Source organism: Myxococcus eversor (assembly GCF_010894455.1).
Taxonomy (GTDB): Bacteria; Myxococcota; Myxococcia; order Myxococcales; family Myxococcaceae; genus Myxococcus; species Myxococcus eversor.
The window spans coordinates 318763-331337 of the sequence record NZ_JAAIXY010000008.1; the positions used below are offsets into that span (position 1 = coordinate 318763).

Genomic DNA, 12575 nt, shown 5'->3' on the forward strand with positions numbered 1-12575 from the left:
ACGGGATGGAAACGCTCCTTCGAGACCTTCGCTTCACCCTGCGCTCGCTGCGCGCGAGCCCGGGCTTCACGCTGGTGGCGGTGCTGGCGCTCGCGCTGGGCATCGGCGCCAACAGCGCGGTGTTCAGCGTGGTGAACGGCGTGCTGCTCACGCCGCCCCCGCTCGCGGAGCCCGAGCGCCTGGTCACCCTGTCCAATGACATCCAGGCGGCGGACCTGGAGGGCATCTCCATCTCCACGCCCGAGTACCGGGACTTCAGCACCCTGCCGAGCGTCTTCAGCTCGGTGGCGGCGTACACCTGGCGGGACATGACGCTGACGGGTGGCGGCGCCGCGCAGCGCTTCGGCGTGGTGCATGGCACCGCCACGTTGTTCACCACGCTCGGCGTGACACCGATGCTGGGGCGAGGCTTCACCGAGGCGGAGGCCTCACCCGGTGGGGACCCGGTGGTGGTGCTGACGCACAAGGTGTGGCGCGCGAACTTCGCGGAGGACCCGGGGGTGCTGGGCAAGACGATGCAGCTCGACGGCAAGCCCTACACGGTGGTGGGCGTGCTGCCCCGAGGCGTGGCGCATCCAGAGAGCACTGACCTCTACGTGCCCTTCACTCCGCCGCCGGAGCATGCCTCGCAGCGCACCATGCGATACCTGTTCTCTCTGGCGCGGATGAAGCCGGGTGTGACGCTGGAGCAGGCGCGCGCGGACATGGCGCGAGTCGCCCGCGACATGCAGGCGGTGGAGCCTCGCTACAGCGGCATCGGCTGGTCCATCCGCGTCACCTCGCTGGAGGACAAGCTGGTGGGCAACGTGCGCGGCACGCTGTGGCTCCTGCTGGGCGCGGTGGGCTGCGTGCTGCTGGTGGCGTGCGGCAGCGTGGCGAACCTCCTGCTGGCCCGAGCGGCGGCCCGTGAGCGCGAGGTGTCCATCCGCGCGGCGCTGGGCGCGAGCCGAGGCCGGCTGGTGGCGCAGTTCCTCACCGAGAGCCTGGTGCTGTCGCTGGTGGGCGGAGCGCTGGGGTTGCTCCTGGCGCTGTGGGGCACGGATGCGCTCCTGGCCTTCATGGGAGACGGGCTGCCGCGCATGTCGCACGTGAAGCTGGACGTGACGTCGGTGCTCTTCACGATGGGCGTCTCCGTGTTCACCGGCCTGGTGTTCGGCCTGGTGCCCGCGCTCCAGTCGAGCCACGTGGACCTGAACGCGACGATGCGCGAGGGCTCGCGCGGCACGGAGGGCGGGCGCTCAGGGCGGCTGCGCTCGGGGCTGGTGGTGGCGCAGGTGGCCTTCGCGCTGATGCTGCTGGTGGGCGCGGGCCTGTTCATGAAGAGCCTGCTCGCGCTGCGCGGCGTCGACGCGGGCTTCAAGCCGGTGGGGGTGCTCACCGGTCAATTGGTGCTGCCGGACGCGCGCTATTCGGAGCCCGCGCGCAAGCTGGCGTTCCAGCGGGACTTGCTGGAGCGCCTGGAGGCCCTGCCCGGCGTGGAGTCGGTGGGGCTCACGAATCTCCTGCCCCTGGGAGGCATCTCCACGAGCGGCCTGGAGTTCGAGAGCCGGCCCGAGGTGAAGGGCGAGCTGTTGCCCGCGGTGGAGTTCCGGCTGGCGAGCCCGGGCTACCTGAGCACGCTGGGCGTGAAGCTGTACCAGGGCCGCCTGCACCAGGGCCTCGGCGAGGTGGGCGGGATTCCAGAGGTCGTCATCAACAGGCGCTTCGCGGACGTTTACTGGCCGAAGGGCAACGCGCTGGGCCAGCGGCTGTCGCTGGAGCCGATGAAGCAATGGTCGACGGTGGTGGGAATCGTCGAGGACATGCGCGAGTGGGGCCTGTCCTCGCCCGCGCGGCCCGCGGCCTACTGGTCGCTGCCCGCGGCGCCCGCGTCGTACCTGAGCCTGGTGGTCCGGGCGGAGGCTGGGGACCCGGAGGCGCTGCGCGCGTCCATCGAAGCGGAGCTGCGCGGGGTGGACGCGGACGTGCCCCTGTTCAACGTGGCGCCGCTGACGCAGTTGGTGGACGAGTCCATCAGCTCGCGCAGCCTGTCGGCCCTGTTGATGGGATTGTTCGCTGGCACGGCGCTGTTGCTGGCCGCGCTGGGCATCGCCGGCGTCGTGGGCTACTCGGTGACGCGGCGCACGCGGGAGATGGGCATCCGCATGGCGCTGGGGGCGGCCAGCTCCGACGTGTTGGTGATGGTGTTGCGACAGGGCTTGAAGCTGGCGGGGCTGGGCGTGGCGGTGGGGCTGGTGATGTCGCTGGGCCTGGCCCGCTTCCTGGGCAGCATGTTGTACGGCGTGACGGCGTATGACCCGTGGACCTTCACGGCGGTGGCGGTGCTCCTGGGCGGAGTGACGTTGCTGGCGACGTGGCTGCCGGCGCGGCGAGCCTCTCGCGTGGACCCCATCGTTTCCTTGCGCTCCGAGTGAGCACGAAAGCACCTCTCATGTCCTCACCTCTCATCTCCTTGCGTCAGGTCGAGAAGTCCTACCCGCTGGCCGGGGGCCGCAGCTGGGTGCTGCGCAACATCGACCTGGATATCCAACCGGGCGAGTTCGTCACGCTGATGGGCCCGTCCGGCGCGGGCAAGTCCACGCTGCTGGCCGTGCTGGGCATGCTCGACGCCGAGTGGAAGGGCGAGTACGTGCTGGACGGTCAGGCCGTGCACGCGATGAAGCCGAAGGAGCGCGGCGAGCTGTCCCGGCGCACCATCGGCTTCGTCTTCCAGCAGTACCACCTGCTCGACAACCTCACGGTGGCGGAGAACCTGGAGGTGCCGCTGTCCTACCGCAACCTCAAGCGCGGCGAGCGCGAAGCGCTGGTGGGGGACATGCTGGACCGCTTCCAGTTGGTGGGGAAGAAGGACCTGTTCCCCTCGCAGCTCTCCGGTGGACAGCAGCAGTTGGTGGGAATCGCCCGCGCGCTCATCGCCTCGCCAAAAATCCTGCTGGCGGACGAGCCGACGGGCAACCTCCACTCACAGCAGGCGAAGCACATCATGGAGGTGTTCCAGACGCTCAACAAAGCGGGCACCACCATCATCCAGGTGACGCACTCGGAGGCCAACGCGGCCTTCGGCCACCGCATCATCCAGCTCGCGGACGGCTGGCTCCAGAAGACCTGAGCAGGGCGAGGGGAGGGACACCATGCTGAGCGACGTGTCGATGGACGTGCGGTACGCCCTGCGGACGATGCGCCAGTCGCCCGTCTTCACCGTGGCGGCGGTGCTGGTGCTGGCCCTGGGCATCGGGGTGACGACGGCGCTGTTCAGCGTGGTGGACGGGGTGCTCCTGCGTCCGCTGCCCTTCCCGGAGCCGGAGCGACTGGTGGTGATGTCCTCGGAGCAGCCCCGGCGGGTGCCGCCGCGCTACAGCCTGCCCAGCTACGAGGACCTCGCGAAGCGGATGACGCAGGTTCGCTCGTTGAGCGCGTACACGGGCCACCTCTTCAACCTCACCGGCGAAGGGGACGCGCAGCAGGTGCGAGGCGCGTGGGTGGTGGGAGACTTCTTCGGCGCCTTCGGGACGAAGCCCGTGCTCGGAAGGACCTTCGCTCCTGAGGAGCGTGAGGCCCGCGTGGTGGTGCTCTCCCATGCGCGGTGGCAGAAGACCGGAGGGAGTCCTGGCGTGCTCGGTCAGACGCTGACGCTGGATGGACAGCCCTACACGGTGATTGGGGTGATGCCGCCGTCCTTCACCACGTTCGGCTTCACCACGGAGGTCTGGGCCCCGTTCGACAGTCAGCCGGGCGCGGCGCTGTCGGAGGAGCGTCTGGAACGGGGCGACCGGGCCTTCATCGTGGCGGGCCGGCTGGCGCCCGGGGCCACGCTGGAGTCCGCGCGGCACGAGCTGAAGGCCATGAGCGAGGAGATGCTCGCGTTGGACCGCAACCTGTCGCTGTGGCTGGTGACTTATGGCGAGCAGCTCACGTCGAACGTGAGCCTGCTGTTGTGGGTGCTCCTGGGCGCGGTGACGCTGGTGTTGATGCTGGCGGCGGCCAACGTGGCGCACCTCCAGCTCGCGCGTTCGGCGGCGCGTCAGCGGGAGCTGGGCATCCGCGTGGCGCTGGGCGCCGGACGGGGCCGGCTGGTGCGGCAGTTGCTCACGGAGAGCGTGTTGCTGGCGCTCCTGGGCGGCGTGGCGGGCGTGCTGCTGGCGCTGTGGGCCACGGACCTGGTGTTGATGCTCGGAGGCAACCGGCTGCCGCGCTCGGATGAGGTGGTGGTGCACGGCCGCGTCCTGCTCTTCGCGCTGGGAGTGACGCTGACGACGGGTGTGGGCGTGGGGCTGGTGCCCGCGCTGCAACGCAGCCAGTTGTCTCCGGGCGTGGTGTTGGGACGGGGCGCGACGGAGGCGTCGCGGGGGCGCACGCACGCGGTGCTGGTGGTGGCCGAGGTGGCGCTGGCGCTGATGCTCGTCACCGGCGCGGGGTTGATGCTCAAGAGCTTCTGGCGGATGCACCAGGCGGACCCGGGCGTGGATGCATCGGGCGTCTTCGTGGCGCGGCTGTCGCTGGGGACGGAGCGCTACGGCGACACCGAGCGGGCGGCGAACTTCCATCGCGAGCTGACGAGGCGTCTGGCCGCGCGTCCCGAGGTCGCCGCGGTGGGCGTGGGGCAGAGCCTTCCGGCGGGAGGCGACATCCGCCGCTCGGGGTACTGGCTGGAGGGGACCGAGGACCCGCCGGTTCGCCCCAACGCGCTGGTCAACACCGCCACGCCGGGCTTCCTGGAGGCGCTGCGTGTGCCGCTGCTCGCGGGCCGCGGGCTGGCGGACTCGGACGGGCTGAACGCGCCGCTCGTCATGGTGGTGAGCGAGCGCTTCGCGCGGGACGTCTTCCCCGGCCAGGACGCGGTGGGCCGACGGGTCTCCTTCGGCGGTGACGACGCGGACGGCAACCCGCTCTGGGTCACCGTGGTGGGCGTGGTGGGCGACGTCGCATACGCGGGCATCGAGGCGGGCCATGAGCCCACGGTGTACAGGCCCATGGCGCAGGAGCCGTACGGGGGTGGGCAGCTCGCGGTGCGGGCGGCGGCGGGCCTCGTGCCCCAGGCGCTGGAGACGGTGGTGCGCGCGGAGCTGCGCGCGGTGGACTCGCAGGTGGCGCTCGCGCAGGCGGCCACGCTGGAGGAGCGGCTGTCCATGGACCTGGGGCAGCCGCGCTTCCGGGCGGTGTTGCTGGGGGCCTTCGGCGTGCTGGCGCTGGTGCTGGCCGCGGTGGGCATCTACGGCGTGATGTCCTACTCGGTGACCCAGCGCGCGCAGGAGATGAGCATCCGGATGGCGCTGGGCGCACGCGCGGCGGACGTCCTGCGACTGGTGGTGGGACAGGCGCTGCGGCGGGTGGGCCTGGGGCTGGTGCTGGGCCTGCTCGGGGCGCTGGCGGCCCACCGCATCATGGAGGGCCTGCTCTATGGGATGGGCGCGTTGGATGTTTCGGTCTTGGCTTCTGTCTCGCTGCTGCTATTGGGCACCGCCTGGCTGGCGAGCTGGCTTCCGGCGCGCAGGGCGGCCAGCGTGGACCCCGCCTCCGTCCTGCGGCGCGGCTGAGCCTCTTCATTTCTGGCACTCTTTCTTCCGGGATGTCCTCCGTGTCCGAACCTCTTGCTGTCGCTGTCATCAACCCTGCTCCTGTCTCCCCGCCCGTCGCCGCCGCGCGTCCCTCGCGCATCCTCATCGCGGATGACCAGGCTGACGTGCTGGAGGCCCTGCGCCTGCTGCTGAAGCGGGACGGCCACACAGTCGTCACCGCGCAGTCGCCCGCGGGAGCGCTCGCCACGTTGGAAGCCGAGGACGTGGACCTGGTGCTGATGGACTTGAACTACGCGCGGGACACCACGTCCGGGCGGGAGGGCATGGACCTGCTTGGCCGCATCCGCGCGCAGGACGCCTCGCTGCCCGTCGTGGTGATGACGGCGTGGAGCAGCGTAGAGGGCGCGGTGGAGGCGATGCGCGGTGGCGCGCGCGACTACGTGCAGAAGCCGTGGGACAACACGCGCCTGCTCGCCACGCTGCGCACGCAGCTGGAGCTGGGACGCGCGCTCAAGCGCAGCCGCCGGCTGGAAGAAGAGAACCAGCACCTGCGGCGAGGACAGGGTGGCCTGCCCACCATGGTGTCCGAGTCGCGCGCCATGATGCCGGTGCGCCGGATGATTGAGCGCGTGGCGCCGTCCGGGGCGAACGTGCTGGTGACGGGCGAGCACGGCACGGGCAAGGAGGTGGTGGCGAGGCTGCTTCATGCGTCCTCGACGCGCGCGGACCGGGCCTTCGTGGCGGTCAACTCCGGTGGACTGTCCGAGGGCGTCTTCGAGAGCGAGCTGTTCGGCCACGTGAAGGGCGCGTTCACCGACGCGAAGGCGGACCGCATCGGCTGCTTCGAGCTGGCGGACGGTGGCACGCTGTTCCTGGATGAGATTGGGAACATGCCGCTGTCGCAGCAGGCGAAGCTCTTGCGCGTGCTCCAGACGGGTGAGTTGCATCCGGTGGGCTCGTCCAAGACGCGGCGGGTGGACGTGCGGGTGGTGAGCGCCACCAACGTGGACCTGTCCAAGGCGGTGACCGAGGGCCGCTTCCGTGAGGATTTGCTGTACCGCCTCAACACGGTGGAAGTCCCGCTGCCGCCGCTGCGCGAGCGTCGTGAGGATATCCCCCTGCTCGCGTCGCACTTCCTGGCCGAGCACGGCAGGCGCTACGGGCGCAACGCGGCGCGGCTGACGTCCGGGGCGCTGGAGGCGCTCCTGGCCTATCCGTGGCCGGGCAACGTGCGCGAGCTGGAGCACGCGGTGGAGCGCTCGCTGCTGATGGCGGCGGGGGACGAGGTGTCGGCGGAGGACCTGCTCCTGCGCAGGGCGGGGCGTGAGGGCATGTCGCGGCTGGAGGAGATGACGCTGGAGGAGGTGGAGCGCTACCTCATCGAGCGCGCGCTGGCGCGGCACGAGGGCAACGTGAGCGAGGCCGCGAAGGGGCTGGGCCTGTCGCGCAGCGCGCTGTACCGTCGGCTCCAGTACTACGGAATCAAGGGAGCCCGGTGAGACGTACGCGCAAGCCCTGGCCACATGACCTGCAGGTGCTGGCCCTGACGTGGCTGGCGGGCCTGCCCGGGGGAGTGGCCTCGCTCGCGCTGGTGTGGACGGGAGACTTCTCGTCCAAGGTCCGCTGGACGTTGACGACGCTGGTGGTGGGCGTCTTCCTGGGCGTGGGGCTCCTCGTCCGCGAGCGGGTGATGCGGCCCCTGCACGCGCTGGCGAACCTGTTGGCGGCGCTGCGCGAGGGCGACTACTCGACGCGCGGACGTGGCGCGCGGGTGGGCGATGCGCTGGGCGAGGTGCTCCTGGAGGTGAACGCCCTGGGCGACACCTTGCGTGAGCAGCGGCTGGGGGCGCTGGAGGCGGGAGCGCTGCTCGAGCAGGTGATGGAGGAGATCGACGTCACGGTGCTGGCCTTCGATGTCGCGGGCACGCTGCGGCTGGTGAATCGCGCGGGTGAGAAGTTGCTGGGCCAGTCACGCTCGCAGTTGATGGGCAAGGGTGCCGGCTCGCTGGGGGTGTCGGACCTGTTGGAAGGCCCGGCGCCTCGGAGGTTGTCGCGCTCCTTCGCGGAGGAGGGCGGGCCGTACGAGCTGCGGCGCGGTGGCTTCCGTCAGGGAGGACTGCCGCATCACCTGGTGGTGCTGGCGGACCTGCGGCTGGCGTTGCGCGAGCAGGAGCGCGAGGCGTGGCGCCGGCTGGTGCGCGTGCTGAGTCATGAAATCAACAACTCGTTGGCGCCAATTCAATCCATCGCGGAGGCGCTGCGCGACACGCTGTTGATGGAGCCGCGTCCCTCGGATTGGGAGGACGACGCGAAGAGCGGCCTGGGCATCGTCGCGAGGCGCTCCGAGGCGCTGGCGCGCTTCATGTCCGCGTATGCGCGACTGGCGCGCCTGCCGCCCCCGGTGTTGGCGGGGGTGGAGGTGGACGGCTGGGTGCGGCGGGTGGCGGCGCTGGAGCATCGGCGGCCGGTGGCGGTGCGGGCGGGGCCGGCCCTGGCGGTGCGTGGGGACTCGGACCAGTTGGAGCAATTGCTCATCAACCTGGTGCGCAACGCGGTGGACGCGGTGCTGGGCGAGGCCCCGGGCGCACGGGTCTGGGTGTCGTGGGCGGTGCTGACGCCGGGCGCGGTGGAGGTCTGGGTGGAAGACGAGGGCCCGGGCCTCGCGGACACGGGCAACCTCTTCGTGCCCTTCTTCACCACGAAGCCGCAGGGCAGCGGCATTGGCCTCGCGCTATGCCGGCAGATTGCGGAGGCGCATGGTGGCACGCTGCGCCTGGAGAACCGTCCCGAGGGACGTGGTTGCCGGGCACGACTGAAGCTGCCGCTGGAAGCTCACGGCGGGAGCGCCGCGGTGGCGGCCACGGGCTGAGCCAGGGGCGGGCGGCACACCGTCTTCACGGGTGCCACCGGGCTGGAGTCAGGCCCCCTCGCTACGGACGTTCGCAACAACTGGCGTAGAGCTCGTAGCAGGCGTAGTCGCACCCGGGGGTGCCCGAACACGCGTCGAGACACCCTTGCCGGCCGCTCTCGCAGGCTGGGCGACAGACGGCGGTGGGGCCCAGACGCGTGAGCGCCGGGGCCGAGGCCAGGGCGACACAGAGGGGCTCTTCCCCTTCCATGCGCTCGGCCTCGTTGTCTTGCGTGGCGAGGACGCCCAGCACGCTCACCGACATCACCACGGCGGACAGGAACAGCTTGTTGAACATGGGGCCTACTCCAGGTTGCGTGGAACCACGCTCACCTTGCCTCGCGCGGACCGGGGCCAGACACCAGCCTCACGGTGTTCGCGCGGACTCCATGTCATGTGTTCACTCCACGGCGACGCATGGCCCTGGAGGGCCGGGTTGCCGGAGACTCAGGCCACCTGCGCGCCGGTGTCCGGGGGCGCGTCATAGGTGGGCGTCAGGTCGACCACGTTCACCGTGACGAGGTGGTAGACGATGACGTTGCTGACCCAGAAGAAGATGGCGGCGTAGTGGACGTAGACGAGCGGCGAGCCGGGCCACACTTGCAGCGGGTGGTTGAAGACGTTGGCGGCCATGTAGCCGCCGAACCACTCGCCCATCCAGCAGACCATGGCGCCGACGACCACGCGGGTCCACACCTTGACGCGGCGCGGGTAGAACCAGAAGTAGTGCAGGGTCCACAGCAGTCCGACGCAGCCCGCCCAGAGCATCATGCTGCCGAAGGAGAACCAGTGGTACGGGGACTCGGGGTAGTACCAGCCCCAGTCCTTGTTCATCCAGCGCCAGGCCACGTTCTGGGACAGCTCCATGAACCAGAAGAGCGGTGCGACGTAGAGCACCTGCGTCATGAGGACTCGGAGGAAGCAGCTCAGCGTCTTCCAGAGACTCGTCGTGGACCTGGCGAGCGACATCATGTGGTTCCCCCCCGTGCTTCGGCCTGGGCGACCGAGGGCTGTTCATGTGACAGAACGTCATGAGTCCCATGTCTTGAAACATCGTGGGCGACAACCGCTTGTGTCCTGACGCCACGGGGTGGCGCCGGGCTGAACGCGGATGCAGTCGTCAGCGATGGGCTCCGAGGAGAAACCCCAGGAGAGTCCGGGAGTTGACACCTCTCGATGCGGGCGACGCACGGTGTCGCAGCCAGGGGTGGAGGCCGTGTCGAAATCCAGCGCACGGGCCGCTGGATTCGCGGCGCGGGGTAATTCGAGCAGTGGGGGCTCGGTACGGAAAACCCATGACGCACGGAGACTCCGGCCGTGTCACATCGCTGTGGCACGGAGTCGCCTCCGTGCGCGAGGCCCGGGCCTACCTGAAGCTGAAGCGGGTGACCCAGGGGACGAGCTTCCGGACCAGAGCGAGCGGAGTGCTCTGGAACGCGGGGGACATGGTGCCGAGCCAGGCGAACAGCTCCGGGATGATGGGCTCCTGCTCAGTGGAAAGGGTGCTGAGATCTCCGAGCGTCATGAGCCGTTCCTTTTCGCGTTCGTGGAGCTTGAGCAGCGCGAAGAACTCCTCGGCGAGCTCCGGCTTCGAGGTGACGAGCGTCAGCAGCAACAGGCACACCTGGGACGGAGAGGTTCCCTCATGTCCCTCGCCCATGAACTCGGCTTGTCCGTCACTCGGAACACATGCCTTGATGAGTCGATAGGTGTTCGCGAAGCGCTTGAGCACACGAGGCGTGGGGCTCAGCAGGGGGCCCAGACAGTCGATGAAGGCCAGCTCCTTCTCACTGATGATGAGGCTGGGCGGATTGAGGTCCTCCTGCTCGTTCGAGGTGTCTCGCGTGTCGCTGGATGATGTGGAGGACTTCGGCTTGCCGTGTCCAGACGCGGCTTGTGGCGCGGTGCCCGAGTCCTGCGCGGTCTTCGCCGGGAACTGTGCGCCCTGGGTGCTGTCGTCTCGCGCTGCGTGGGCCTCGATGGTGCCGCGATTGTCCGCGACGAGCCCGGGCTTCAGCTCCAGGACCTTGGCCTGCTGCGAGTGTTCCTCGGAGGAAGGACGGGCAAGCAACCCGCGCACCATACTCGTGCGGTGGTCGTTGCTCACGGGTCGCAGCCAGATGGGAATCTGGAAGATCTTCTCCAGGTAGTCGTAGGCCGTTGCTCCCGGCGTCATCGCATCCAGGGGCAGCGCCTTCGCATCCTCCTGCTTCAGCAGGTCCTTGAAGGTGTGGTTCAGGCAGCGGGCCACCCAGCGCGAGTCCACGCCCACCACGACGACGAACAGCGGGAATGCGAGGAGCAGGTGCACGGCCTGGAGCACCTTCACCACGGTGTCCTCCGAGCAGCGGTCCAGGTCATCGATGTAGAGGACGATGCGATTGATGGCGGGGACGTTCGGGTCCGTCTGTTCATCGCGGTTCACCGCCTCCATCAGCCGGGACAGCTCCTCGAAGTCCCTGCGGATGAGCGCGACGAGTCCCAGGTGCTTGCGGTAGTCGTCGCTGCCGGTGCGGTTCTCGATGAACTTGTCCAACAGTCGCGCGCTGGAGAGCTCGGCGATGGCCTGCTTCAGTTGGAGGACTTCGTCCTGGGCCTTGGCCATGGACGCTCGCTGCTGTTCCTCCGCCTGGGTCAGTGAGGCGACCTGCTCGCGAGCGGCCTGTACGGCCTCATCGAGTGGCTTGAGTCGCTTCTGGAGTTCGGTCTCGATGGCCTGCTCGACTTCGCGCAGTCGTGCTTCGTTCTGTTCTCTTCGCTCCCGAAGCCACGCGGTCTGCCGCTGGAGCCAGATGGTCCCGGAGGTCACGAGACCGGTCAGCGTCGTGAGTCCGGCAGTCAGGCCCGCGAGGTTCTGCTTGCCGAACCAGTCGAGCACGAACGGAAGCACCAGGCTCAAGGCGAGGGAGCCGAGCAGGATGATGGCGGGAGGACGCAGCCGCTTGTTCGCGCTTCGTGTGTCCAAGAGGGATGCAATGAATCCGCCAGTCCGTCGCAGCTCGGCCTGAGCATTGCCGAGAGCATCCCGCAACTCGAAGGCCGTACGTCCCAGCGAGCTGAAGCCGGTTTCATCCAGCCATGCGGTGGCCCTCTTCTGGACACCCTCCTCGAGCTTCAATGTGGCGGGCATCAGCTCGAGCAGGGTGCGCTTCTCGGAGAGGGCTTGCTCCAACTCGACGCGCTTCGATTCCTTCTGTTGTTCCAGCTCACCGACCTTCTGCTGCGCCAGCGCGACCTCGGCTTCCTTCGCGGTGACTGCGGCCTGTTTCGCGAGCAACTCCGCTTCCCGCTTCGCGAGTCGTGCGAGCAGGTCATCGCGTCGCTTGCCGATGTCCGTCTCGGACTCGTCGTGTCGCTTTCGGAGGTTGCGGAAGATGTGCTCGACGAGGCTGGCCCACAGGTTGCCTTCTGCGTAGTGCCAGGCGTTGAACTCAATCTGGATGATGTTCTTGTAGAAGGCGACTTCCCGCTGGGGACGCTGGGACTTCACTGCCCGGTCCGCCAGTTCTTCCACACGCTTGCGCAGGTGGTGCATGAAGAACGACTTGCCCGAGCCCCACTCTCCGAACACACCGAGAGACAGAGGCGGAGCCATGGTGCGCGAGGCAATCAACGCGCTGAGCGCATCGACGTCGCGGTCGATGTCCAAGAGGTCTTCGTCCTCTCGACCATCCGCGTCGTAGCGAGGAGAATAGAGGGTGCGCTGTGTGTCATTGTCCAGCCAGCTCAAGTGAGACGCTGACACTGGAGGTGGTGTCGGCTGCGTGGATGCCTGCGTGTGTTCCGTGGGGCTTCCGCGAGGAAGATGCTCCCGCCAGTACTCAGCCTCTTCGGGATAGAGCGAGGACACCAACTGGACGAAAGGCTCTTGGAGTTGCCGACGGTCCAGCCGCATCTCGCGGAAGTCGCCGTCGTGAAAATGGGGCAACCACAGAAACGCCGCGACGAGGTGGCGTACGTCCAGGGCCTGAGATGCTGGGACGGACGTACTGATAAAGAAATCTTCGGCCTTCTGCACTGCCTCGCGTATCGAGACCGTCCAGGTGAGAGGCGTCTCCAATTTCCTTGCGGAAGACGACATGGATCTGAAGCGCTCGATTTGCTCAGTCGAGAGCTGTATGGAAGACAAGACATGATTCAGGTCCGTGCCG

General features: G+C 68.7%; 8 protein-coding genes. 5 read left to right on the forward strand and 3 right to left on the reverse strand.

Annotated features, from left to right (window positions below; genetic code table 11):
- Nucleotides 1–5: 5 nt before the first annotated feature.
- The 5 genes from G4D83_RS18710 to G4D83_RS18730 are packed head-to-tail and all read left to right on the forward strand — an operon-like array spanning nucleotide 6 to nucleotide 8385.
- A complete protein-coding gene (locus G4D83_RS18710; protein WP_163866131.1) occupies nucleotides 6–2414 on the forward strand; it encodes an ABC transporter permease in 2409 nt (802 codons plus the stop codon).
- Nucleotides 2415–2431: 17 nt separating this feature from the next.
- Entirely contained in the window at nucleotides 2432–3109 is a 678-nt protein-coding gene (locus tag G4D83_RS18715; protein WP_163866132.1) for an ABC transporter ATP-binding protein, read from the forward strand.
- 22 nt (nucleotides 3110–3131) lie between these two features.
- Nucleotides 3132–5534, forward strand: a complete 2403-nt coding sequence (locus tag G4D83_RS18720; RefSeq protein WP_163866133.1) for an ABC transporter permease — start codon at nucleotides 3132–3134, stop codon at nucleotides 5532–5534.
- Nucleotides 5535–5566: 32 nt separating this feature from the next.
- Nucleotides 5567–7015, forward strand: a complete 1449-nt coding sequence (locus G4D83_RS18725; protein WP_163866134.1) for a sigma-54-dependent transcriptional regulator — start codon at nucleotides 5567–5569, stop codon at nucleotides 7013–7015.
- A complete protein-coding gene (locus G4D83_RS18730; RefSeq protein ID WP_163866135.1) occupies nucleotides 7012–8385 on the forward strand; it encodes a sensor histidine kinase in 1374 nt (457 codons plus the stop codon). The genes G4D83_RS18725 and G4D83_RS18730 overlap by 4 nt, the downstream gene beginning before the upstream one ends.
- 61 nt (nucleotides 8386–8446) lie before the next feature.
- Here the strand turns inward: G4D83_RS18730 and G4D83_RS18735 are convergent, their stop codons facing one another.
- The 3 genes from G4D83_RS18735 to G4D83_RS18745 form a co-directional block, all read right to left on the reverse strand.
- Nucleotides 8447–8722 carry a hypothetical protein gene (locus G4D83_RS18735; protein ID WP_163866136.1) on the reverse strand — a complete coding sequence of 92 codons (276 nt, stop codon included), beginning with the start codon at nucleotides 8720–8722 and terminating at the stop codon, nucleotides 8447–8449.
- Between the two features lie 149 nt (nucleotides 8723–8871).
- Nucleotides 8872–9396 (reverse strand): hypothetical protein, encoded by a 525-nt coding sequence (locus G4D83_RS18740; protein ID WP_163866137.1) that lies wholly within the window; start codon nucleotides 9394–9396, stop codon nucleotides 8872–8874.
- Nucleotides 9397–9790: 394 nt separating this feature from the next.
- Nucleotides 9791–12154, reverse strand: a complete 2364-nt coding sequence (locus tag G4D83_RS18745) for a P-loop NTPase fold protein (RefSeq protein WP_163866138.1) — start codon at nucleotides 12152–12154, stop codon at nucleotides 9791–9793.
- Between the last annotated feature and the right edge of the window lie 421 nt (nucleotides 12155–12575).